Consider the following 22,262-nt stretch of genomic DNA (forward strand, 5'->3'; position numbering starts at 1 on the left):
TCCCGGGAGATTCGGGCCGAATCGCTCGGTAGGCGCCAGCTAGTCGCAGAGGGCCGTCAGGCCCTCCTCCGTGCCGCCCGAGGCCTTCGAGGACTCGGCGACCTTGGCCATGATGCGGCCCAGCATGGCGAACTCCTCCGGCTCCAGCGCGTCCACCAGGATGCGGCGCACCGCGGCGACATGGCCGGGGGCGGCCGTCTCGAGAGCCGCGTGTCCGGCGTCGGTCATGGTGCAGTTCACCCCGCGTCGGTCCCCCTCCGCCGCGCGCCGCTCGACCAGCCCGCGCGACTCCATGCGCGCGACCGTGTGCGTGAGGCGGCTGCGCGACAGCACCAGGCCGTCGGCGAGCGCCGACATCCGCATGGTGCGCTCCGGCGCCTCCGAGAGCTGCACGAGGAGGCTGTACTCCCCCAGGGAGAGGTCGAGGGTGCGGTCGTGGACGGCGCCGAGCGCCTCGACGAAGCGCGCCGTGCCCTCGAGATAGTGCCGCCAGGAGCCCTGCTGCTCCTCGGTCAGCCAGATGTCGCGCTGTTCGATCGTCTGTGCTGCCATTTCGCCCACCGCTTTCGTGCTTGCCGAGCCGCCAGGAAGGTGCCCGTCGTCACGCCGTCGGCCGGGCCGGGCGTGAGTTCCTCCGGCCAGTTCCCTGCGGTCCGTACCGACTCGGGCACCCTCTAGGAATACGTTACGGGACCGGTTATGTTAGATCTGAGCGTGACTAGTTGATCTCTCAACTATCCACCCATATCGCCGCACCAACAAGGAGTCCTCTCTCATGGCCACCTCTCTCCCCGCCGGTCTCACCACCGGCACGTACGAGATCGACCCGTCCCACACCACCGCCGCCTTCTCCGTTCGCCACGCGGGCATCGCGAAGGTGCGCGGCACCATCGCCGTGAGCTCGGGCACCATCACGGTCGGTGAGGACCTCGAGTCGTCGAGCGTCACCGCCGAGCTGGACGCGGAGTCGGTCAACACGGGCGACGCCGGTCGCGACGGCCACCTGAAGAGCGCCGACTTCTGGCACGCCGAGGAGAACCCGGCCTGGACCTTCGCGTCCACGGGCATCCGCCCCGAGGGCGACGCGTACATCATCTCGGGCGACCTGACCATCAACGGTGTCACCAAGGGTGTCGAGCTCGAGACCGAGTTCGCGGGCACCGCCAAGGACCCGTTCGGCAACGACCGCGCCGGCTTCGAGGCCAACCTCGAGATCAACCGCAAGGAGTTCGGCCTGACCTGGAACGCCTCGCTGGAGACCGGCGGCTTCCTGGTGGGCGACAAGGTCAAGATCACCCTGGACGTCAGCGCGATCGCCAAGTCCTGACCCTCCCGCTGCCCCCAGCGCGGACAGACTCCCGTTCAGCAGGCTGCAGACGGCCATAACCCCCGGGGTTACGGCCGCCTGGAGCCTGCTGAACTGCTGTCAGGAACCCCTTGTGGAACCGACCGGTGTCAGAGGGCAGCGGCGCGCGTCGCCGCGTGGAACGCCAGGATCTGCAGCTCGCCACCGACGTCGACGGACCGCACCACCACGTCGTCCGGCACCTGGAGCGCTATCGGGGCGAAGTTCAGGATCTCGCGGACGCCCGAGCCGACCACGGCGTCGGCCACGTCCTGGGCCCCATGGCCCGGCAGCGCGAGCACGACCATGGTGACCCGCTCACGGTGGATGACCTCGGCAACGGAACGGACGTGCTCGACGGTCACACCGGCCACGCGCGTACCCACGACGTCGGGCGACGCGTCGAGGAGGGCCACCACCTGGAAACCGCGGGTCGCATACCCGGAGTAGTTCGCCAGCGCGTGCCCGAGGTTGCCGATACCGACGATCGCGAGCCGGTGCTCGGTCTCCAGCCCCAGGGCGACCGTGATGTACGAGGCGAGCGACTCGACGTCGTAGCCGACGCCGCGGGTGCCGAACGAACCCAGGTACGACAGGTCCTTGCGCAGCTGTGCCGAACTCACGCCCGAACGCTCGGCGAGCTCGGTCGAGGAGGTGAGGTTTACCCCCTCGGCCGCGAGATCGCGCAGGGCGCGCAAGTAGTACGGCAGCCTCCCCACGGTTGCTGCCGGAACTGTGCCGTCACTGAGTTCGACCACGTGCTGCTCCCCTCCCCGCGACCACCGTGTCGCGGGCGTACGCACACACTGCCGGGATGATCATGCCAGGAGGCGGGCCAGGCGCGCACCGTCCACGCGCCAGAATCCTTGCTGGACCCCGTCCACCTCGACCACGGGGACATACTCCCCGAACCTCTCCCGCAGTGCGGGCGCGCTGTCGATGTCGACCTCGCGCCATTGAGCTCCGGCACCCTCGCACACCTGCACGACGACGGCGCGTGCTTCTTCGCACAGATGGCACGCCTCGCGTGTGTACAGGACTACCCGGGCCTCGGCAGGACTTGTCACGCCCCGAGGTTACGTCACGCAGGCGGGGGCGAACGGTCCGTGTCCGGCAGTCGCCCGTCGACCCACCGCGCACCCCACGCCAGCACCAGGAAGACGACGGCGACGAGCGTCGCGTTGGTCAGCGCACCGGCGTAGCCGAGCACGTGCACGTCGAGGAACGGGTACGGGTACCAGTCCGTGGCCGCACCCCGCAGGAACGTGTAGACGAGCCATGCGATCGGGTAGACGGTCGACCACCACACCGTCCGTGCGGTCACCCGCGGCCGTGGCCCGGCCCACAACCACACGATGACGGCGAACAGCGGCGCCAGGACGTGCAGCATGGTGTTCGAGACCAGCCCGGCCCCCGTCAGCTCGACGATGCCGCGCAGCACGGTGTTGTAGACGACGCCGGTGACGGCGATGCACACCAGCGCGTCGAGCCGCAGCACGCGGAACAGCGGACCGTCCCGGCGCGGATCGAGCGCGAGCGCCAGCGAGACCCCGCCGATCAGCAGGTTCGACTCGATGGTGAAGTAGCTGAAGAGCCGGACGATGCGCTCGGTGTGCGTCGGGGCGATGCCGGGGCCCTCGATGATCGCGACGACGAGCTCGATGCCGAAGCCCCCGAGGGCGAACACGGCGACCAGCAGATGGAGGGATCGCGCCAGCGTGGCCCGCTCCGGCGTCCTGATCTCGTGCGTCACTCCCCGGTTTTATCACGGTCGTCCCCGCGTGCCCGGCCGGGACTTGCACCACCTGTCACGCGGATAGAGTGACCTCCATGCCGTCGACGCACCCCTCGTCCGCCACCGCGGCGTTCTTCGACGTCGACAACACGATCATCCGCGGGGCGAGCGCGTTCCACCTCGCCAAGTCCGCGTATCAGCGCAAGTTCTTCGGCACGCGGGATATCCTCAGGTTCGCGCTGATCCAGGCCCGCTACCTGGTGTGGGGCGAGAACAAGGAGCAGATCGACGAGGTGCGCAACCGCGCCCTGTCGCTCATCGCGGGCCGCAGCGTCGCGGAGATCGCCACGCTCGGCGAGGAGGTGTGGGACGCCGTCCTGTCCCTGCGCATCTACCCCGGCACACGCCGTCTGCTCGACGAGCACATCGCGGCGGGCCACCAGGTCTGGCTCATCACCGCCACGCCCGTGGAGATCGCGCAGCTCATCGCCCGCCGGCTGGGCGCGACGGGTGCGCTCGGCACCATCGCGGAGCACAAGGACGGGTTCTACACGGGCCGGCTCACCGGTGACCTCATGCACGGCCAGGCCAAGGCGGAGGCCATCGTCGAGCTCGCGGACGTCAACGAGATCGACCTCGACGAGAGCTACGCCTACGGCGACTCGCTGAACGACCTGCCGATGATGCGCGTGGTGGGCCACCCCTGCCCCATCAATCCCGACCTGCGGCTGCGCCGGCACGCGCAGGAGGTGGGCTGGCCCATCCGGGAGTTCCGTGGCCGGTCGCAGCGCGCGGCCGGGCGCGGGGTGCGGACCGCCTCGTGGGCCGGCGCCGCCTGGGTGCTCGGCCTGGTGCTCCGGGCGGCGCGGCGCCGCCTCCAGGGACGCTAGCCCGCCCGAGGCACGAAGAAGGCCCGGCCCACAGTGGGGCCGGGCCTGCTCGTCACGCGCCAGAGGGCGCGGGCGTCACTTCTTGTTGCGGCGCTGGTGACGCGTCTTACGAAGCAGCTTGCGGTGCTTCTTCTTCGCCATACGCTTGCGGCGCTTCTTGATGACGGAGCCCATAGGTCCTCGCAATGTTCGATCGGTCGGCGGCAGCCCGACGACGGGCCGCTCAGCGAAATGGTCCACGGTTGGTCCGGGACAGTGACGCCAGAGAGTGACGATGGCCGACCAACACGAAAGGGAGTCCGTTGCCTAGGCTACCTGGTCTATCGCGCGCCCCGTAATCGACGAAGGTGTGAGGTGCGCCGGTCAGGGCCCGACGACGGGCTCAGGGGCGTGCCGCGAAGCGGTCCAGCAGCTCGGCGTGGCCGGAGCAGACCAGCAGGTCGTTGGCCGAGACGCGGGTCTCCGGCGTCGCGTAGACGAAGTCCACGCCGGGCGACTTGACGCCGATCACCGTGACGCCGTAGCGCCTGCGGATGTTCGACTGCGCGAGCGTGAAGCCCTGCGCCTCCTTGGGCGGGCGCATCTTCACGATGGTGAACCCGTCCTCGACCTCGATGTAGTCGAGCAGCTTGCCGCTCACGAGGTGGGCCACGCGCGAACCGGCGTCGGCCTCCGGGAACACCACGTGGTGCGCGCCGATGCGGGTCAGGATGCGGCCGTGCTCGGCGGAGATCGCCTTGGCCCAGATCTGCGGCGTACCCAGGTCGACCAGGTTGCCGGTGATCAGCACCGACGCCTCGAGCGAGGAGCCGACACCGACCACGGCCACGCCGAAGTCCTTGGCACCGAGCTGCTCCAGCGCCTCCGGGTTGGATGCGTCGGCCTCCACGAGCGGCAGCCGCCCGGACCACTGCGCGACCAGGCTCGGGTCCTGCTCCACGGCCAGCACGTCCTGGCCCAGCCGGTCCAGGGTCGCGCCGATCGCCGACCCGAACCGCCCCAGGCCGATCACGAGCACACCCGCATCCCGCTCGGGCTTCTTCTCCGGCACGGTATTCCTCTCTGGCCACTTGTCAGACGTACGGGCCACGATAGTGACCTGTGGGTCTGCCACGTCCTCATCCGGTGTTGTCTGTCGGTCGAGACCTGCGTTCCGCTCCGGGCGGGTGCCTCGTCCCTCGGCCCCCACCCTGCGCTGCACTACGGTCTCACCCGAGGTTGTCTGTCGGGTGAGACCTACGTTCCGCTCCGGGCGGGTGCCTCGTCCCTCGGCCCCCACCCTGCGCTGCACTACGGTCTCACCCGATGATGGGTCGTTCCTCGGGGAAGCGTACGATGCGCCGCCGGTCGCGCAGCGCCAGCACCGCCACGACCGTCACCGCTCCGGTACGTCCCACGAACATGAGCGCCGACAACCAGTACTTGGCGGCGTCGGGCAGACCCTGCGTGATACCGGTGGACAGGCCGACGGTCGCGAACGCCGACAGCACCTCGAACAGCACCTTGGACAGGCTGTGGTCGGTGAGCTCCAGCAGCGCGACGCACGAGACCAGCACGATGGACGCCCCGGTGAACACCACGGCGATGGAGAGCCGCAGCACGTCGAGCGGGATCCGCCGGCCGAACGCCTCGATGTCCCGGTCACCGCGGGCCTCGGCGACGATCGCGAGCAGCATGACGGCGAGGGTCGTCACCTTGATGCCACCGGCGGTCGACGCCGACCCGCCGCCCACGAACATCAGCGCGTCCTGGATGAGCCAGCTCGACTGGCTCATGGCCCCCACGTCGACGGTGTTGAACCCGCCGGATCGCGGCATGATGCCGGCGAAGACGGCGGCGAGCAGCTTCTCCCCGAGGTCCAGCGGGCCGAACGTGTCGGGGTTGGCCCACTCCAGGATCAGCAGCAGCAGCGCGCCCACCACGAAGAGCACGAAGCTGGTCACGAGCGTGAGCTTGGTGTGCAGCGAGAGCCGCTGGGTCCAGCCGCGCCACCGCTGACCCGGACGCGGCAGCGACCGCTGGATGTTGAGGATGACCGGGAACCCCAGCGCACCGATGAACACGCCGAGCGCGATCGGCAGCACGAGCGTCCAGTCCCCGACGTGCGGCGTCATGCCCTCGGCCGTGGGCACGAAACCCGCGTTGTTGAACGCCGAGATGCCGTAGAACAGCGAGTGCCACGCCGCCGTGCCCGCATTTCCCTCGATCACCAGGAACCGGGGAAAGAGCAGCAGCGCGATCGACAGCTCGAGGGTGGTGGCGGTCACGATGATGACCCTGACCAGCGAGCCGACGTCGCCCAGCTTGCTCGTCTTGGTCTCCGACGCCGTGAGCAGCTTCTGCGTCAGGCCGATCCGGCGCGAGACGATCATGCCGAGCAGGGAGGCGACGGTCATGATGCCGAACCCGCCCACCTTGATGCCGGCGAGGATGACGATCTGCCCGTAGAGGGACCAGTAGGTCCCCGTGTCCTGGACGACCAGACCCGTGACGCACACCGCGGAGACGGCGGTGAACAGGGCGTCGACCAGGCGTGCTCCGCCGCCGTCCGCCGTCGCGAAGGTGGGGAGCAGGAGCAGGGTGAACACACCGATCACGCAGGCGAAGACCGTGACGGCCAGCCGGGCCGGGGCGCGGAACGCGAGCACGTCGATGTATTCCCGGAAGGTGAACAGCCGGTGCCGCAGGGTCCGCGCCATCCGAACAGCTCCCTTCCCGTGTCTCGATGATCGACGCCTTACTCTGCCACGTCCCGGGGCGTGTGCCGGGCAGAGACCCGCACGGGGCCACCGGTCCGTTACCGTGGGCTGGTGCACCTCGCCCGGCTGGTCTGGAGTCCGCGACTGCTCGAGTACGACTTCGGACCCGGGCACCCCATGTCGCCTGCCCGCCTCGACCTCACCATGCGGCTGATCGAGGCGCTCGGCCTGCCCGACCGGCCCACGCTCGAGATCGTGGGCGCCGAGCCCGCGTCCGACGCCGTCATCGAGACGGTGCACGACGCCGACTACGTGGCCGCCGTCCGGCATGCCGGGAGCACGCTGGAACCGGACCTGGCGCGCGGGCTGGGCACCGACGACGACCCGTTGTTCGCCGGCATGCACGAGGCCGCCGCACGGCAGCTCGGCGGGTCCGTCGACCTCGCCGAGGCGCTCTGGGCCGGTGAGATCGCGCACGGCGTGAACGTGGCGGGCGGCATGCACCACGCGATGCCGGGGGCCGCGTCGGGCTTCTGCGTCTACAACGACGCCGCGGCGGCCATCCGCCACCTCCTCGACCGGGGTGCGGAACGCGTCGCCTACCTGGACTTCGACGCCCACCACGGCGACGGTGTCGAGGCGATCTTCTGGGACGACCCGCGCGTGCTCACCGTCTCGATCCACGAGGACGGCCGCACCCTGTTCCCCGGCACCGGCGCCTCCAGCGACGTCGGCTCCGGCCCAGCCGAGGGCAGCGTCGTCAACATCCCCGTCCCGGCGCGCACCTCGGGCGCCGCCTGGCTGCGAGCGATCGACGCGGTGGTGCCGGCCCTGGTCCGGGAACACCGGCCGCAGGCGATCGTGTCCCAGCACGGCTGCGACGCCCACGGGCGCGACCCGCTCTCGAACCTGAACGTCTCGGTGGACGCCCAGTGCACCGCGCAGCAGTGGGCACACGCACTCGCGCACGAGCATGCCGAGGGCCGCTGGCTCGCGCTGGGCGGTGGCGGCTACGCCGTGTCCGACGTCGTCCCGCTCGCCTGGGCCGCACTCGTCGCCGAGGCGGCGCACGCACCCCTGGAACGCGGCTCCGAGCTGCCCGGCTCCTGGCGCACGGCGGTCGAGGCGCTGCACCTGGAGGCGGCCCGCACACTCGGCTCCGCCGAGGTCCCCTTCCGCAGCTGGCGCGACGGCTTCGACCCCGCCGACGCCGTCGACCGCGCGGTCCAGGCCACCCGCCGCGCCGTCTTCCCCCTCTGGGGCCTGGACCCCCTCCTGGACTGACCTTCGAAGCCTAAGTTTCTTCGCTTTGCGGGCCCGCAAAGCGAAGAAACTTAGGCTTCGAAGGTAATCGGGGCGACGGCGGACGAACCGTTCGTGTGGTGTTCAGACGCGCGTCGTCCGGCTTCCATGCACGCCGGGCAGCCTCTGGTCATGCGACGTCGCCTCGCCGCTCCGCCGGCCGCCCTGCTGCTCCTGTCCACCCTGGTCCCCGCCTCGGCGGCCGCGAGCGGCGGGCCCGACCACCCGGCGCCCGCCCCCGCGACCGTCACCACCTCGGTGGAGACGCCCGCGCTGTACGACGACGAGGCCGGCGGCAACGCGTCGGGCGACGACCCCGCGATCTGGGTGCACCCGGAGCACTCGGACCGCTCGCTCGTCGTCGCGACGGCCAAGGAAGGCGGCCTGCGCGTCTACTCCGTGGCCGCGACCGAGCTGCAGTCGGTCGCGGCCACGGCGGCACCCCGCGCGGACGGCGTCCCCGGCCGGTACAACAACGTGGACATCGCCTACGGACTCGACGTGGACGGCAGGCCGACGGACGTCGCCGTCGTCTCGGACCGCTACAACGACCAGATCCGGTTCTTCGCCATCGACCCCGCCGGAGCCGGAGCCACCACGCCGCTCACCGAGGTCACGGCACCGGAGCTGGAGTTCCTGTTCAGCCCGGACCGGGCGACGGTCGCCGCGGAGCAGACGGCCTACGGCCTGGCGGTCTACCGCGCCCAGGGCGAGACGTATGCGGTGGTCACGCAGGAGGGCAGCACGACCATCGCGACCGCCCGGCTCACCACGGGTCCGGACGGCATCGGCTACACCGACGTGCAGCACCTGGCGATGCCCGGCGAGTTCCCCCTGCCCGACGGCACCACCTGGGTCCCGTGCGAGGAGCCGGGCGTGGGCCCCCAGCTGGAGGGCGTGTCGGTGGACCACCGCACCGGGACCCTCTACGCGGCCCAGGAGGACGTCGGCCTGTGGCGCGTGCCGCTCCCCCTGGGCTCCGGTGAACCGCGCCTGATCGACAAGGTCACGGACTTCGGTGTCCACGACGCGTACGACCCCGAGACCGACGAGTGCGCCCCGGTGGACCCGGAGGCGCCGTCGTACGGGGGCAAGAACCTGACCGCCGACGCCGAGGGGGTCGACATCTGGTACGGGCCGGGCCGCACGGGCTACGTGCTCGTGTCCAGCCAGGGCGACGACACCTACGGCGTCTACGCCCTGACCGGCCGCAACCGCTCGCTCGGCAGCTTCCGGGTCGCCGGCGACGGCGTGGACGACGTGAACGGTTCGGACGGGATCGCGGTGTCCAACGCACCCGTCGGTGAGTACGGGTCCGGGCTGCTGGTCACGCACGACGAGCCCGAGACCGGCCCCGACGCGGACGGCGAGCGCGACGCCACGGGCTTCTCCTACGTGCACTGGTCCGACGTCACGCAGGCGCTCCGCCTGCGCTGACGAACAGCGCTGACGAAGCCTCGGTCGGTAGAACGTCAGGAGGTCGGCAACTCGGGCTGCCGACCTCCTGACGTTCTACCGACCACGCTGGGCTGACTTCGAGCGGGCCGCTCCGTCACTCCGTGCGGCGGCGGAGGGTGAGCACGCCCAGCAGTACCGCGCCCACGATGAACAGCGCGATCACGCCGACGGCGCCCCGGACGCCCGCCCACTCGTCACCCGCGGCGAGCGACGTCATCGCCTCGACGGCATAGGTGAGCGGGAAGACGCGGGACAGCCACTCCAGGACCTCGGGCATCTGGTCGCGCGGCATCAGCAGGCCGCAGGTGATGAGCTGCGGGAACAGGATCGCCGGCATCATCTGGACCGCCTGGAACTCGCTGCGGGCCAGCGCCGAGGCGGCCAGGCCGAGCGTGCAGCCGAGCACCGCGTCGAGCATCGCCACGACCAGCACGAGCCACAGCGGGCCGTCCACGTCCATGCCCACCCACGTCGCGAAGCCCACCACCACGAGCGCCTGCACCAGGGCCAGCGTCGCGAACGCAAGACCGTAGCCGGCCACGAAGTCGCCCTTGCGGATCGGCGTGGTCATGAGCCGTTCCAGCGTGCCCGACTGCCGCTCGCGGAGGGTCGCCACGCTCGTGACCAGGAACATCACGATGAGCGGGAAGATGCCCACCAGCATGGGGCCGAACCGGTCGAGCACCTCGGGCCGGTCCTCGAACATCCAGGCGATGAGGCCGATCAGCAGGCACGGCAGCACGATGATCAGGGCGACCGTGCGGTGGTCGCCGCGCAGCTGCGACAGCACGCGCCCGGCGGTGGCGAAGGTCAGGTTCATCGAGCCGTCCTCTCCGTGGGCCCGGCTCCGGGAGCGGGCCCGGCTCCGGGAGTGGGCCCGGCGGCATCGATCAGGGCAAGGAAGGCACGCTCGGCGTCGGGCGCCCCGGTGTCGGCGAGCAGCTCGTCGGGCGTGGTGTCCGCGACGAGGGCGCCGTCGCGCATCAGGACCAGCCGGTCGCACTGCACCGCCTCGTCCATGACGTGGCTGGAGACCAGGAGCGTGCGCCCCTCGGCGGCGAGCCGGCGGAACACCGCCCACAGATCGCGGCGCAGCACGGGGTCGAGGCCCACCGTCGGCTCGTCCAGGACGAGCAGCTCCGGCCCGCCCACCAGCGCCGCGGCGAGCGAGACCCGGGACCGCTCCCCACCGGACAGCGTGCCGACGCGCTGCTTCTGGTGCCCGCCGAGGTCGACGGTGTCGACCGCCGTGGCGACCGCCTCGGCCGCGTCCCGTCTGCCGGCCAGGGCCGCGAAGTACCTGAGGTTCTGCACGACGGTGAGGTCGGTGTAGACGCTGGCGTCCTGCGTCATGTAGCCGACCTTGCGACGCAGGGCCGGGCTGCCCGCCGGGCTGCCGAGCACCTCCACCGTTCCGGTCACCCGGTCCTGCACGCCCACGAGGGCGCGCATGAGCGTCGTCTTGCCGGAGCCGGACGGCCCCATCAGCCCGACGACGGATCCGGCCGGCACGTCGAGGTCGAGCCCGTCGATGACCGGCCGGCCACCGCGCACCACCCGCAGCTCGCGGACCACCACCGCGTTTTTCCTCATGTGAGGAATTATGCGCGCTCGGCGGGCGGCACCGCAAGGTCTCCCGTGAGGTACCACTGCAGGTTCGGGCCGACGAGCGCGGCCACGTCGGCCGGACGCATCGAGGCCAGCGGCTCCACCGGCACCAGGTAGCGAGTCATCATCAGACCGGCCATCTGGGACGCCACCAGGGAGGTGCGCAGCGGCGCGTCGGCGACGTCGAGCGCCCGCACCACGGGGCCCAGGATCGCGGCGCCGATGAACTGGGACAACAGCCCGCGGAGCGCGGCGTCCGACATGACCGCCGGCACGACAACCCGGACCGTGTCGCCGCCGTACGCGTCCCAGAGCCCGAGCAGGGCCTCGACGAGCCGCTCCCCCAGGCTCTCCACGGGTCCGCTCGCGACCTGTTCCACGGCCGCGCCGGGATCGATCCCGACGACGCCGAGCATCGCCGTCAGCAGCTGGGCCTTGTCGGGGAACCAGTGCCGCACCGTGCCCGGGTCCACGCCGGCGCGACGCGCGACCGACCGCAGGGAGGCCGCCTCGTACCCGCGCTCGACGAACTCCACGCGTGCGGCGGCAAGGATCTCGGCACGCGCGTCCTGCCCGGCAGGACGACGCCCCCGGCGGGAGGGAGAAGCAGGTTCGGCCACCCGCCCATCCTCCCCCACCCACGCCCCACTCCAGAGTCCCGCGCCTACCCAGCGATCTGGCCCGGAACTCACGTGAGTTCCAGGCCAGATCGCTGGGTGGGCGCGAACGCCGCGCTGGGGTCAGCGGGTGGCTGCGGCCCGCTTCTTGTTCCAGACGTCGAACGCGACGGCCAGGAGCAGCACGACGCCCTTGACGATCTGCTGCGTCGACTGGTCGACACCCATGAGCGACATGCCGTTCGACATGACGGCCATGATCAGACCACCGACCATCGCGCCGGTCACCGTGCCGATACCACCGGTCACGGCGGCACCACCGATGAAGCACGCCGCGATCGCGTCGAGCTCGAACATGTTGCCCGCCGCCGGCTGGGCGGCGCTCGACCGGGCGGAGTACACGATGCCCGCGATCGCGGCGAGGAAGCCCATGTTCACGAACATCCAGAAGTTCACGCGCCGGACGCGGACGCCGGACAGCTGCGCCGCGGCCAGGTTGCCGCCGATGGCGTAGACGTGCCGGCCGAACACGCTGTGCTTGGTGACGAGCGTGTAGACCATGACCAGCACCGCGAGGATGATCAGCACCGCCGGCAGGCCGCGGTACGTGGCGAGGTTCCACGCGAACCACATGACGACGGCGGCGATCACGGCCAGCTTCAGCCCGAACAGCACCGGCGCCTCGACGGTCTGCTTGTACGCGATGCGCGCACGGCGGTTGCGCCAGGCGTTGTACGCGAAGCCCAGCACGCCGATCGCGAAGATGACGAGCGTGAAGGTGTCGTACCCGTACCCGCCGAGCAGCCCGTTGAGGAAGCCGGAGGCGATGGAGGTGTACTCGGACGGGAACGGCGAGAGCGAGACGTTGTTGAGCACCTCGAGCGTCAGGCCGCGGAACAACAGCATGCCCGCCAACGTCACGATGAACGCTGGGATGCCGACGTAGGCCACCCAGAATCCTTGCCAGGCTCCTACCAGGAGTCCGGTACCGAGGGCCGCCAGGACGCCCACCCACCAGGGCTGCCCACCCCGGATGACGACGACGGCCGCCACCGCGCCGGTCAGTGCGACCACCGACCCGACCGACAGGTCGATGTGCCCGCCGATGATGATGATGACCATGCCGATGGCGAGGATGAGGATGTACGAGAACTGCAGCACGAGGCTGGTCATGTTCCGCGAGCTGAGCAGCAGCCCGTCGGTGAGCACCGAGAACAGTGCGATGATCAGCACGAACGCGATGTAGATCCCGCTCGTGCGCAGGTTGCGCGTGAACAGCTCTTTGAGGTTCGCGATGCCGGTCATGCCTTCGTCTCCTGCGTGGTCTCCTGCGTCATGAGGGCCATGAGTCCTTCCTGGGTGGCTGAGGCCACGTCGACCTCGCCAGTGATGCGGCCGAAGGCCAGGGTGTAGATGCGGTCGCAGATCCCGAGGAGCTCGGGGAGCTCCGACGAGATGACCAGCACGGCCTTCCCCGCCGCGACCAGCTCGTTGATGATGGTGTAGATCTCGTACTTCGCGCCGACGTCGATGCCGCGCGTGGGCTCGTCGAGGATCAGCACCTCAGGCGCCGTGTACAGCCACTTGGACAGCACGACCTTCTGCTGGTTGCCGCCCGAGAGCTTGCCGACCTCCACGAGCACGTTGGGGGTCCGGATGTTCATGGACTCGCGGAACTCGCCCGCGACCTTGAGCTCCTCGTGCTCGTTCACGAAGCCGTTCTTCGACAGCTTGCCGAGGCCGGCCGCCGAGATGTTGCGCTTGATGTCCTCGATAAGGTTCAGCCCGTACTGCTTACGGTCCTCGGACACGTACGCGATGCCCGCCTTGATCGCGTCCGGCACGGTACCGACGGTGACCGGCTTGCCGTCCAGGTAGACCTGCCCCGAGACGTCGCGGCCGTAGGAGCGGCCGAACACCGACATCGCGAGCTCGGTGCGCCCGGCGCCCATCAGGCCAGCGATGCCGACCACTTCGCCGGCCTTGACGTTCAGGCTCGCCTTGTCGACGACGACCCGCCCCGGCTGGGTCGGGTGATGCACCGTCCAGTCCTCGATGCGCAGCACCTCCGCACCGGGGTGCGACTCCCGGCTCGGATAGCGGTTGTCGAGGTCGCGCCCCACCATGCCGCGGATGATGCGGTCCTGGATGGCCTCGGACGAACCGCCCGCGTCGGCCATGTCGAACGTCTCGATCGACTGGCCGTCCCGGATGATCGTGGTGCGGTCGGCGATCTCGGCGATCTCACCGAGCTTGTGGGAGATCATGATCGACGTGATCCCCTGCTCCTTGAACTGTCGGAGCAGACCCAGCAGATGCTCGGAGTCGTTGTCGTTCAGCGCCGCCGTCGGCTCGTCGAGGATGAGCAGGCGCACGTCCTTGGAGATCGCCTTGGCGATCTCGATGAGCTGCTGCTTGCCCACGCCGAGCGCGGACACGAGGGTGGTGGGCGACTCCTGCAGCCCCACCTGCTCGAGCAGCGTGGCGGCCTCCGCATTGGTCCGGTTCCAGTCGATCGCGCCACCCGCACGAAGGCGTTCGTTGCCGAGAAAGACGTTCTCGGCGATCGACAGGTACGGCACGAGCGCGAGCTCCTGGTGGATGATCACCACGCCGCGCGCCTCGGAGTCGTTGATCGTGCCGAACTGGGCGGTCTCGCCGTCGAGCACGATGTCGCCGTCGTAGGTGCCGAACGGGTACACGCCCGAGAGCACCTTCATCAGGGTGGACTTGCCCGCCCCGTTCTCGCCGCAGATCGCGTGGATCTCGCCTCGGCGGACGGTGAGGTTGACGTCCTGGAGTGCCTTGACCCCGGGGAATGTCTTGGTGATGCCGCGCATCTCGAGGATGTCGGTCGGCGCCGAATCGGCCATGCCAGTCCTTGTCGCGTACTTGTCGCCAGTGGTGGTGTTGCGGGTGCCCGGTGTTGCGCCGAGCGTCCCGGCGCCCCGTGCCGGACCGCCGACTCACCTCGGTGAGCCGGCGGTCCGGCACGGGGCCGGGGCTGAGCGGTATCGGTTGCTGCCCGTCAGACCTAGTCGGTCTGGCCGGAAGCGACCTCTTCCTCGGTGAGGTAGCCGGACTCGATGAGCTCGGCCTCGAGGTTGTCCGCGGTGACGATCACCGTGGGGAGCAGGTACGACGGCACGACGAGCTGGCCGTTGTCGTACGTCTCGGTGTCGTTCGCCTCGGGCTCCTCGCCCTCCAGGAAAGACGTGGCGGCGATGACGGCCTGGTCGGCCAGGAGCCGGGTGTCCTTGAAGATCGTCGAGTACTGCTTGCCCTCTTCGATCAGCTTGGCGGAGGCCGCCTCGGCGTCCTGGCCGGTGATGATCGGCATGTCGAGGTCACCCTTGCCGTAGCCCGAGTTGCTCAGTGCGGTGATGACGCCGCGGGACAGCACGTCGGCGGGCGCCAGCACACCGTCCACGGTCTTCTCACCCTTGCTGTACGAGGAGGTCAGCAGGTCCTCCATGCGGCTCTGCGCGCCCTCCTGCTCCCAGCGCTGGATGGCGACGGTGCCGAAGTCGACCTGCTCCGAGGGGACGACGAGCGTGCCGTCGTCGAGGTACGGCTGCAGCACGGACATCGCGCCCTCGTAGAAGAACCCGGCGTTGTTGTCGTCCGGCGAACCGGCGAAGAGCTCGACGTTGAGCGGGCCCTCGGGCGCGTCGGCGGCCTCTTCGCCGTTCTCGTCCAGGATGCCGAGCCCGGTCAGCAGCGAGGTGCCCTGCTGCACGCCGACCTCGTAGTTGTCGAACGTCACGTAGAAGTCGACGTGCTCGGAGTCCCGGATGAGGCGGTCGTACGAGATCACCGGGATGTCCGCGGCAGCGGCGGCGTCGAGCTGGGTGCCCAGCGCGGTGCCGTCGATGGAGGCGATGATGAGAGCCTCGGCGCCCTTGTTGATCATGGCGTCGATCTGCGCCTGCTGGGTCGGGATGTCGTCGCCCGCGAACTGCAGGTCGACGTCGTACCCGGCCTCCTCGAGGCCCGACTTGACGGCGTCGCCGTCCGCGATCCACCGCTCGTAGGTCTGGGTGGGCATGGCGACGCCCACGAGGCCGCCCTCTTCACCGTCCCCGGCACCCCCGCCACCACCGGCGCCGGCGCCACCACCGCCGCACGCGGCGAGCGAGACAGCCATCGTGCCCGTTGCCAGTGCGGCCAGACCGCGCTTGGACCACAGCTTCCTTGCCATGACATCTCCTCTTCGAGTTTGCCCGGGGACGTCTCTGCGACCCGGCCGACTTCACATTGTGAACGCAACAGATTGTGAACGCTCACACGTCCGTTGGTCAAAACCGGGTCGGCTGAAGATCACTACTACCGACCGGCGACGGTGATCACCGTAGCGGTGGTAGAGGGCAAGTAAGGGGAACTTACTGGATGGTTACTACATCGATACAGTCAACTCTTGAACCCGGGAAGCGTCGTCCTGGGTAGTCCGCCTCACCGGACGCTCCCGAGAGACAGCCCGCCCTGCCAGTACTTCTGGAGGGAGAGGAACGCTGCGACCAGGGGAACCACCGAGATGAACGAGCCGGTGACGATGAGATTCCAGACCTGTTCGCCCCCCGCGCCCGCGTTCGAGAGCGCCTGCCAGTTGTAGATGCCGACCGTGACCGGCAGCAGCTGAGGGTCCCGCAGCACCGCCAGCGGCAGAAAGAAGTTGTTCCAGGTCGCCACCGTCGTGAGCAGCAGCACGGTGACGATCGCCGGCCGCAGCAGCGGCAGCACCACCTGGAAGAAGAGCCGGAGTTCACCCGCGCCGTCGACCCGTCCGGCGTCGAGCACCTCCTCCGGCACCGCGTCCTGCGCGTAGACGCGCACCAGGTACACCCCCACCGGGCTCAGCAGCGACGGCAGGATCACCGCCCACATGGTGTTGAGCAGGCCCATTCCGCTGAGCAGCACGAACGTGGGGATGACCAGGGCCGTCATCGGCACCATCACGGAGCCGAGCAGCAGTGCGAAGAAGACGCTCCGGCCGCGGAACCGGTACTTGGCCAGGCCGTACCCGGCCAGCACCGAGAGCACGGTCGCACCCACGCCCCCCGCGAGGGCGTACCCGAACGAGTTGCGGAACCAGATCCAGTAGATGCCGCCCTGGTGGCTGAAGAGACCGGCGATGTTGTCGGCCAGGGCGAAGTCCGAGCCGAACCAGAGCGGTGCGCCGCCGAACAGGCCGGCGTTCGTCTTGGTGGACGCCACCACCAGCCACCACAGCGGCACCACGAAGTAGAGCGCGAACAGCACGAGCACCACGTGGGAACCGAGCCGGCGGCCCTGCCCCACGGGCGTGCCGGCGGCACGCCCCGCCGTGTGCCGCTCCGCGCGGGTCCTGGAAAGTACCGTCGAGTTCGCCATCACTTCAGCCCGCTCTGCTTGCGCGTCAGGAACAGGAAGACGTACGAGCCCACGAACACCAGGAAGCCGAGCGAGAACGCGAGCGTCGACGCGTAGTTGAACTGGCTGTAGTTGAATGCCGTGGCGAACGCGTACATGTTCGGGGTGTAGTCGGTCGGGATGGCGCCCATCGCGGACGACCGCAGCACCTGTGGCTCCGTGAAGAACTGCAGGGTGCCGATGAGCGCGAAGACCACGATCATGACCATCGACGACGAGATCATCGGCACCTTGATCCGCAGCGCGATCTGCCGGCGGTCGGCACCGTCGAGCACGGCGGCCTCGTAGATCGACGGGTCGATCGACCGCAGCGCCGCGTAGATGATGATCATGTAGTAGCCCACCCACTGCCAGGTCACGATGTTGACCAGCGACCCGAAGATGTTGGCGGAGCTGAGGAAGTTCGGCGCCGTGAGGCCCACCAGGCCGAACAGGTCCTGCGCCGGGCCGAACCGCGGGCTGTACAGGAACCCCCACATCAGGGCTCCGATCACCGCCGGGATGGCGTACGGCACGAAGATCAGCAGCCGCGAGATCTGGCTCAGCCGGGTGGCGAGCGTATCGAGCAGGAGCGCCGCCACGAGCGCCACGAGGATCTGCACCGGCACCATGACCAGCACGAACCGGAGCACCCGCCACAGCCCCTCCAGGAACACGGGGTCCGTGAACGCCTTGACGTAGTTGTCGGCGCCCACGAACACGCTGCGGCCGGCCGTGGCGATGCCCTTGTTGTGCAGGCTCATCCACAGCGCGTAGCCGAGGGGCAGCACCAGGAACACGGCGAACACCGCGGCGAACGGTGCCACGTACACGTATCCCCAGCGCTGCCGCCGGCTGGCGATCTTGCTGGTGGGCCGGCTGGTTCTCGGCGTGCCGACGCTCTTGCTCGCGCTCATTCGGAGACCGTGAAGCCCTGCTCGGTGGCGTACTGCACCAGACCGTCCTGGATGGTGCCGAGCGTGGTCGCGGCGTCGGTGTCGTTCTCGACCATGTCGAACAGTGCCTGGGTCTGCTGGTCGTAGGCGTAGACCTGGAACGGGCTGAACGAGAAGCCCTCGTACCCGGTCGCCGCGTCGAGGAACACCTCTTCGTTGATCTTCTGGCCACCGAAGAACGGCGCCTCGAGCCCCGTGAACCAGTCCGACTCCAGCGTCGGCTTCCACTGCGGCCAGAGGGCCGCCTCCTCGACCCCGAGCCGCCACGCGTCCTCGGTGTTGAACAGCTCCTTGGCCACGGTCGCGGCCGCCTCGGGCTGCTCGGACTGGGTGGTCACGGCGAACGTGGAGCCGCCCCAGTTCACCTGGACCGGGTTCTCCGGGTCCCACTGCGGGAGCGGAGCGGCGCGCCACTCGGCGTCGGCGTCGGCCTCGGACAGGCCCTGCAGGTAGCCGGGCCCCCACGCGGCCGCCAGGTAGACGGCGTAGGTCCCGTCGACGAGCGCCGCGTTGTAGTCGGTGGTGAACGCGTCCTCCGTGGCCACGAGGTCGTCGTCGATCAGGCCCTTCCAGTAGCCGAGGACCTCCTCGGCCTCCGGGCTGTCGACGTTGATGCCGATCTCCGTCGGCTTCGCGGCGTCGTACTGGAACGGCTCCCAGCCGTTCTGCGCGAACAGCGCGTAGTTGAGCGCGTTGCCGTTGGTCGGGAAGTCGGTGATGTGGCCCTCGAAGCCGGCGTCGCGCAGGTCCTGCGCGGACTGGGCGAACTCGTCCCAGGTGGTCGGCACCTCGACGCCGTGCTCCTCGAAGATGTCCGCGCGGTACAGCATGCCCATCGGGCCGCCGTCGACGGGGATCGCGTAGACGGAGTCGCCGTTGGAGACGTCGGACCAGGAACCCGACGTGTAGTCCGCCTCGAGGTCGCCCGCGCCGTACTCGGACAGGTCCACGAGCGAGTCCAGGATCGTGAAGGTGGGCAGCACCTCCGCCTCGAGCATGATCACGTCGGGCGCACCGGTGCCTGCCTCGATGGCGGTCTGGAACTTGTTGTACTCGTCGGCGCCCTGGCCGGCGTTGGTCCAGCAGACCTGCAGGTCCGAGTGGGTCTCGTTGAAGTGGTCCACGATCGTCTCGAACGACGGGTACCAGGCCCAGACCGTCACCTGGGTCGCGTCGGGCTGCTTGATCTCGTTGGTGCAGGTCGCCTCCGTGGCGCCTCCGCTGCCACCGGAGCAGGCCGCGAGACCTGCGGCGGAAACGGCCATGGCGGCTGCGGCAGCCACGCCTCGGCGTCGGGCTGATCTACGCATCCGAGTCCTCCTTGATTCGGTGCCCACGACCGGGGAGGCCGAGGTGCGCCCAGCGTCGTCGCCGGGTTTTCTTTCAACGTTGTAGGAACGCCGGGCACCGTTCTACCGGCAACCCTGCTGCTGTGGCAAGAGCCCGGCCGCGAGTGGTCGGCAAAATGTCAGATGATCGGCAACCCGGGCTGCCGATCATCTGACATCTTGCCGATCACACGGCGGTCCGGACCGGTACCACCTCGGTACCGCCCGCCTGGGTGCCCACCACCCGGCACGGTTCGCCCGTGCCGACGTCGCCCGTCGACTCGCGGCCCACGATGCGCGAGTCGGGCACCACCTTGCGGAACGGCGCCGGGTCATCGGTCGCACCGATGCGCTCCAGCAGCAGCTCCACCGCGGTGTGGGCGATCTGGTCCCGCCCCGGGTCCACGGAGGAGAGTGCGGGAACCGAGTACTTGGCGTCGTCGACGTCGTCGAACCCGATGAGGGCCACGTCCCCCGGGACGTCCATGCGGTGCGCGTGGAGGGCGTGCAGCGCGCCGAGAGCGAGCGCGTCGTTGAGCGCGAAGACGGCATCGATCTCCACCCCGTCGTCGAGCATGCGGCTCATCGCCTCCGCGCCGGTGGAGCGGTGCCAGAGACCCGCCTCGCCGACGAGCTCCGGGTCGTACGGGAGCCCCGCCTCCGCGAGCCCTTCCCGGTATCCCGCGGTGCGCAGGGCGGCCGAGCCCACCTGCTCGCCCTCGTGCGCCCCGATGACGGCGATCCGGCGGCGGCCGAGCGACGCCAGGTGCAGCGTCACCGCCTTGGCCGCCTCGACGTTGTTCATCGTCACGTGGTCGGCGGGCGCCCCGAAGACCCGCTCGCCGAGGAGCACCAGCGGGAAGTCGACGGTGAACAGGCCGAGGTCGTCGGGGCCGAGCGCCAGCGGCGAGAAGATCAGCCCGTCCGTGAGGTGCCGGCGCCGCCCCGAGAGCACCTCGGTCTCCCGCTCACGGCTGGCGCTGGTCTGCTCGATGAGCACCGTCCACCCGGCGGCGTCCGCAGCGGAGATGACGGCGTCGGCCAGCTCCGCGAAGTACGGGAGGGACAGCTCCGGCACCGCGAGCGTGATCAGCCCGGTACGCCGCGTACGGAGGTTCCGGGCCGACATGTTGACCCGGTAGCCCAGGTCGTCGATGGCCGCCTCGACCCGCTCACGCGTCTGTGCCCGGATGTACGGATAGCCGTTCACCACGTTCGACACGGTCTTGATGGACACGCCGGCGCGCTGCGCCACGTCGTGCATGGTCACGGCCACGCTGCCAGCCTCCACTCGACAAGTTTTCCCACAGGGTAGAGGACGACCGTCGCCCGCGCGTCGTCCATCGGCTAGTGTGCAACGTTGTAGAACCGCCGACCGATCAGCGAGGAACAATGACGACCTCCCGCACCCGCGTCCTGTTGCACCCCGACTTCACCGTCGGCGCCGTGGACCGCCGCCTCTTCGGCTCCTTCGTGGAGCACCTGGGGCGCGCGGTGTACACGGGCATCCACGAACCGGGCCACCCGACGTCCGACGACCACGGCTTCCGCCGTGACGTCGCGGACCTGACGCGCGAGCTCGGCGTCACCACCGTCCGCTACCCGGGCGGAAACTTCGTGTCGAACTACCGGTGGGAGGACGCCGTCGGCCCGGTGGAGCAGCGCAAGCCGTTCCTCGACCTCGCCTGGCGCACCGTCGAGCCCAACCTCGTGGGCACCGACGAGTTCCTGCAGTGGGCCGAGCGCGAGGGCATCGAGCCGATGATGGCCGTCAACCTCGGCACCCGCGGCGTGGAGGAGGCCGTGGCCCTGCTCGAGTACTGCAACGGCGACGCGGGCACCCGCTGGGCCGATCTGCGCATCGCCAACGGCCGTGCGCAGCCGTACGGCGTCAAGCTCTGGTGCCTGGGCAACGAGATGGACGGCCCCTGGCAGATCGGGCACAAGGACGCGCACGAGTACGGCAAGCTGGCCCGCAACGCCGGCGCCGCGATGAAGCTCGTGGACCCGACGATCGAGCTCGTCGCCTGCGGGTCCTCGTCCATGCAGATGGACACGTTCGGCGAGTGGGAGCGCACCGTCCTCGAGTACACCTACGACCTGGTGGACCACATCTCGATGCACGCCTACTACGAGGAGGTCGACGGCGACCGCGCGTCGTTCCTCGGCTCGGGCACGGCGATGCACCGGTTCATCGAGCGGGTGGTCGCGTCCACCGACGCCGTGGGCGCGCAGCGCCGCTCCGACAAGCGCATCACCATCTCGTTCGACGAGTGGAACGTCTGGTACCTGCAGACCCGCTTCCCCGGCGAGGAGAACCTGCCGATCCAGCGGGACGCCCCGCGCATCATCGAGGACGTCTACTCCGGGCTCGACGCCGTGGTGGTGGGCGACCTGCTCGTCACGCTGCTGAACCACGCCGACCGGGTCCCCGTGGCCTGCCTCGCCCAGCTGGTCAACGTGATCGCGCCGATCATGACCGAGCCCGGCGGCGAAGCGTGGCGCCAGCCGACGTTCCACCCCTTCGCGACGACGGCGCGGCTCGCCCGGGGTGCGGCGCTCGACCTGCGCGTGACCACGCCGACGCTCACGACCAAGGCCCACGGCGAGGTGCCCGCGGTGACGGCGGCAGCCACCCTGGCGGACGGCGCCGTCGCACTGTTCCTCACCAACCGCTCCCCCGAACCGGTCGAGGTCGAGCTGGCACACCTCGGTGCCGCGCTCGAGGTCGCCGTGGGCTGGTCGATGACCGCCGACCACGAGCCCGCCGTCGCCGGCCCCGAGCACGCCGAGAAGGTGGCCGCGCGGCACTGGGGCACGTTCGACGTCGCGGGCCGGGTCTCCGGTGCCGCCGGCAGCGCCACGACGACCGTGACGCTCCCGCCGGAATCCTGGACGGCGCTGTCGGGCACGCTCACGCCCGCCTAGGACCGGTC

Annotated in this window: 22 protein-coding genes; 5 read left to right on the top strand and 17 right to left on the bottom strand. The window is 69.8% G+C overall.

Annotation, left to right across the window (positions count from 1 at the left end; all coding sequences use genetic code 11):
• Positions 1 to 39: 39 nt before the first annotated feature.
• Positions 40 to 552, bottom strand: a complete 513-nt coding sequence (locus ACFSL2_RS14350; protein WP_377198505.1) for a MarR family winged helix-turn-helix transcriptional regulator — start codon at positions 550 to 552, stop codon at positions 40 to 42.
• A 223-nt stretch (positions 553 to 775) separates the two neighbouring features.
• Between ACFSL2_RS14350 and ACFSL2_RS14355 the strand changes: the two genes are divergently transcribed.
• The gene (locus ACFSL2_RS14355) at positions 776 to 1,327 is read left to right on the top strand and encodes a YceI family protein (protein WP_377198506.1); all 552 of its coding nucleotides are present in this window, start codon (positions 776 to 778) and stop codon (positions 1,325 to 1,327) included.
• Between the two features lie 128 nt (positions 1,328 to 1,455).
• Here the strand turns inward: ACFSL2_RS14355 and ACFSL2_RS14360 are convergent, their stop codons facing one another.
• The 3 genes from ACFSL2_RS14360 to ACFSL2_RS14370 are packed head-to-tail and all read right to left on the bottom strand — an operon-like array spanning position 1,456 to position 3,098.
• The gene (locus ACFSL2_RS14360) at positions 1,456 to 2,103 is read right to left on the bottom strand and encodes a redox-sensing transcriptional repressor Rex (protein WP_377198507.1); all 648 of its coding nucleotides are present in this window, start codon (positions 2,101 to 2,103) and stop codon (positions 1,456 to 1,458) included.
• 60 nt (positions 2,104 to 2,163) lie between these two features.
• A complete protein-coding gene (locus ACFSL2_RS14365) occupies positions 2,164 to 2,412 on the bottom strand; it encodes a glutaredoxin family protein (protein ID WP_377198508.1) in 249 nt (82 codons plus the stop codon).
• Between the two features lie 14 nt (positions 2,413 to 2,426).
• Positions 2,427 to 3,098, bottom strand: coding sequence for a Pr6Pr family membrane protein (locus ACFSL2_RS14370; protein ID WP_377198509.1), 672 nt, complete (start codon positions 3,096 to 3,098; stop codon positions 2,427 to 2,429).
• 77 nt (positions 3,099 to 3,175) lie between these two features.
• On the opposite strand from ACFSL2_RS14370, the gene ACFSL2_RS14375 reads away from it, so the two are divergent.
• Positions 3,176 to 3,970, top strand: a complete 795-nt coding sequence (locus ACFSL2_RS14375; protein WP_377198510.1) for an HAD family hydrolase — start codon at positions 3,176 to 3,178, stop codon at positions 3,968 to 3,970.
• A gap of 75 nt (positions 3,971 to 4,045) precedes the next feature.
• On the opposite strand, the gene ACFSL2_RS14380 is transcribed toward ACFSL2_RS14375, so the two are convergent.
• The 3 genes from ACFSL2_RS14380 to ACFSL2_RS14390 all read right to left on the bottom strand — a co-directional run bounded on the left by ACFSL2_RS14380 (position 4,046) and on the right by ACFSL2_RS14390 (position 6,669).
• Positions 4,046 to 4,144 carry a 30S ribosomal protein bS22 gene (locus ACFSL2_RS14380; protein ID WP_003792170.1) on the bottom strand — a complete coding sequence of 33 codons (99 nt, stop codon included), beginning with the start codon at positions 4,142 to 4,144 and terminating at the stop codon, positions 4,046 to 4,048.
• Between the two features lie 208 nt (positions 4,145 to 4,352).
• Complete coding sequence (locus ACFSL2_RS14385) at positions 4,353 to 5,021, bottom strand: potassium channel family protein (RefSeq protein ID WP_377198511.1); 669 nt, start codon at positions 5,019 to 5,021, stop codon at positions 4,353 to 4,355.
• A gap of 247 nt (positions 5,022 to 5,268) precedes the next feature.
• Positions 5,269 to 6,669 (bottom strand): TrkH family potassium uptake protein, encoded by a 1,401-nt coding sequence (locus tag ACFSL2_RS14390; RefSeq protein WP_377198512.1) that lies wholly within the window; start codon positions 6,667 to 6,669, stop codon positions 5,269 to 5,271.
• Positions 6,670 to 6,780: 111 nt separating this feature from the next.
• Here ACFSL2_RS14390 and ACFSL2_RS14395 point away from each other — a divergent pair, with 111 nt between their 5' ends.
• The gene (locus ACFSL2_RS14395) at positions 6,781 to 7,953 is read left to right on the top strand and encodes an acetoin utilization protein AcuC (RefSeq protein WP_377198513.1); all 1,173 of its coding nucleotides are present in this window, start codon (positions 6,781 to 6,783) and stop codon (positions 7,951 to 7,953) included.
• Positions 7,954 to 8,103: 150 nt separating this feature from the next.
• Positions 8,104 to 9,408 (top strand): phytase, encoded by a 1,305-nt coding sequence (locus tag ACFSL2_RS14400; protein WP_377198514.1) that lies wholly within the window; start codon positions 8,104 to 8,106, stop codon positions 9,406 to 9,408.
• A 115-nt stretch (positions 9,409 to 9,523) separates the two neighbouring features.
• On the opposite strand, the gene ACFSL2_RS14405 is transcribed toward ACFSL2_RS14400, so the two are convergent.
• From ACFSL2_RS14405 to ACFSL2_RS14450, 10 genes are all read right to left on the bottom strand, one after another.
• The gene (locus ACFSL2_RS14405) at positions 9,524 to 10,249 is read right to left on the bottom strand and encodes an ABC transporter permease (RefSeq protein WP_377198515.1); all 726 of its coding nucleotides are present in this window, start codon (positions 10,247 to 10,249) and stop codon (positions 9,524 to 9,526) included.
• Positions 10,246 to 11,022 carry an ABC transporter ATP-binding protein gene (locus tag ACFSL2_RS14410; protein ID WP_377198516.1) on the bottom strand — a complete coding sequence of 259 codons (777 nt, stop codon included), beginning with the start codon at positions 11,020 to 11,022 and terminating at the stop codon, positions 10,246 to 10,248. The genes ACFSL2_RS14405 and ACFSL2_RS14410 overlap by 4 nt, the downstream gene beginning before the upstream one ends.
• Before the next feature lie 8 nt (positions 11,023 to 11,030).
• On the bottom strand, positions 11,031 to 11,657 hold the full coding sequence (locus ACFSL2_RS14415; RefSeq protein ID WP_377198517.1) for a TetR/AcrR family transcriptional regulator: 627 nt from the start codon (positions 11,655 to 11,657) through the stop codon (positions 11,031 to 11,033).
• 120 nt (positions 11,658 to 11,777) lie between these two features.
• Positions 11,778 to 12,959, bottom strand: coding sequence for a multiple monosaccharide ABC transporter permease (mmsB, locus tag ACFSL2_RS14420; RefSeq protein ID WP_377198518.1), 1,182 nt, complete (start codon positions 12,957 to 12,959; stop codon positions 11,778 to 11,780).
• Complete coding sequence (gene mmsA, locus ACFSL2_RS14425; RefSeq protein ID WP_377198519.1) at positions 12,956 to 14,527, bottom strand: multiple monosaccharide ABC transporter ATP-binding protein; 1,572 nt, start codon at positions 14,525 to 14,527, stop codon at positions 12,956 to 12,958. Before mmsA ends, mmsB begins: the two co-directional genes overlap by 4 nt.
• A gap of 161 nt (positions 14,528 to 14,688) precedes the next feature.
• Positions 14,689 to 15,855 (bottom strand): multiple monosaccharide ABC transporter substrate-binding protein, encoded by a 1,167-nt coding sequence (gene chvE, locus ACFSL2_RS14430; protein WP_377198520.1) that lies wholly within the window; start codon positions 15,853 to 15,855, stop codon positions 14,689 to 14,691.
• Positions 15,856 to 16,106: 251 nt separating this feature from the next.
• Positions 16,107 to 17,024 (bottom strand): carbohydrate ABC transporter permease, encoded by a 918-nt coding sequence (locus ACFSL2_RS14435; protein WP_377198521.1) that lies wholly within the window; start codon positions 17,022 to 17,024, stop codon positions 16,107 to 16,109.
• Positions 17,024 to 17,959, bottom strand: coding sequence for a carbohydrate ABC transporter permease (locus tag ACFSL2_RS14440; protein WP_377198522.1), 936 nt, complete (start codon positions 17,957 to 17,959; stop codon positions 17,024 to 17,026). The genes ACFSL2_RS14435 and ACFSL2_RS14440 overlap by 1 nt, the downstream gene beginning before the upstream one ends.
• Complete coding sequence (locus ACFSL2_RS14445; protein ID WP_377198523.1) at positions 17,956 to 19,263, bottom strand: ABC transporter substrate-binding protein; 1,308 nt, start codon at positions 19,261 to 19,263, stop codon at positions 17,956 to 17,958. Before ACFSL2_RS14445 ends, ACFSL2_RS14440 begins: the two co-directional genes overlap by 4 nt.
• A gap of 250 nt (positions 19,264 to 19,513) precedes the next feature.
• A complete protein-coding gene (locus ACFSL2_RS14450) occupies positions 19,514 to 20,602 on the bottom strand; it encodes a LacI family DNA-binding transcriptional regulator (RefSeq protein ID WP_377198524.1) in 1,089 nt (362 codons plus the stop codon).
• Positions 20,603 to 20,718: 116 nt separating this feature from the next.
• Between ACFSL2_RS14450 and arfA the strand changes: the two genes are divergently transcribed.
• Positions 20,719 to 22,254, top strand: a complete 1,536-nt coding sequence (gene arfA / locus ACFSL2_RS14455; RefSeq protein WP_377198525.1) for an arabinosylfuranosidase ArfA — start codon at positions 20,719 to 20,721, stop codon at positions 22,252 to 22,254.
• Positions 22,255 to 22,262 lie beyond the last annotated feature (8 nt).

Origin of the sequence: Promicromonospora aerolata (assembly GCF_042682255.1) — a bacterium.
Classification (GTDB): Bacteria; Actinomycetota; Actinomycetes; order Actinomycetales; family Cellulomonadaceae; genus Promicromonospora; species Promicromonospora aerolata.

Excerpts from the sequence above, each read along its gene's own strand:
- ACFSL2_RS14440 (WP_377198522.1), bottom strand. The coding sequence starts at position 17,959 with ATGAGCGCGAGCAAGAGCGTCGGCACGCCGAGAACCAGCCGGCCCACC.
- ACFSL2_RS14350 (WP_377198505.1), bottom strand. The coding sequence starts at position 552 with ATGGCAGCACAGACGATCGAACAGCGCGACATCTGGCTGACCGAGGAG.
- ACFSL2_RS14400 (WP_377198514.1), top strand. The coding sequence starts at position 8,104 with ATGCGACGTCGCCTCGCCGCTCCGCCGGCCGCCCTGCTGCTCCTGTCC.
- mmsB (WP_377198518.1), bottom strand. The coding sequence starts at position 12,959 with ATGACCGGCATCGCGAACCTCAAAGAGCTGTTCACGCGCAACCTGCGC.
- ACFSL2_RS14380 (WP_003792170.1), bottom strand. The coding sequence starts at position 4,144 with ATGGGCTCCGTCATCAAGAAGCGCCGCAAGCGTATGGCGAAGAAGAAG.
- ACFSL2_RS14435 (WP_377198521.1), bottom strand. The coding sequence starts at position 17,024 with ATGGCGAACTCGACGGTACTTTCCAGGACCCGCGCGGAGCGGCACACG.
- ACFSL2_RS14355 (WP_377198506.1), top strand. The coding sequence starts at position 776 with ATGGCCACCTCTCTCCCCGCCGGTCTCACCACCGGCACGTACGAGATC.
- ACFSL2_RS14445 (WP_377198523.1), bottom strand. The coding sequence starts at position 19,263 with ATGGCCGTTTCCGCCGCAGGTCTCGCGGCCTGCTCCGGTGGCAGCGGA.
- ACFSL2_RS14405 (WP_377198515.1), bottom strand. The coding sequence starts at position 10,249 with ATGAACCTGACCTTCGCCACCGCCGGGCGCGTGCTGTCGCAGCTGCGC.
- arfA (WP_377198525.1), top strand. The coding sequence starts at position 20,719 with ATGACGACCTCCCGCACCCGCGTCCTGTTGCACCCCGACTTCACCGTC.
- ACFSL2_RS14410 (WP_377198516.1), bottom strand. The coding sequence starts at position 11,022 with ATGAGGAAAAACGCGGTGGTGGTCCGCGAGCTGCGGGTGGTGCGCGGT.
- mmsA (WP_377198519.1), bottom strand. The coding sequence starts at position 14,527 with ATGGCCGATTCGGCGCCGACCGACATCCTCGAGATGCGCGGCATCACC.
- ACFSL2_RS14390 (WP_377198512.1), bottom strand. The coding sequence starts at position 6,669 with ATGGCGCGGACCCTGCGGCACCGGCTGTTCACCTTCCGGGAATACATC.
- chvE (WP_377198520.1), bottom strand. The coding sequence starts at position 15,855 with ATGGCAAGGAAGCTGTGGTCCAAGCGCGGTCTGGCCGCACTGGCAACG.
- ACFSL2_RS14375 (WP_377198510.1), top strand. The coding sequence starts at position 3,176 with ATGCCGTCGACGCACCCCTCGTCCGCCACCGCGGCGTTCTTCGACGTC.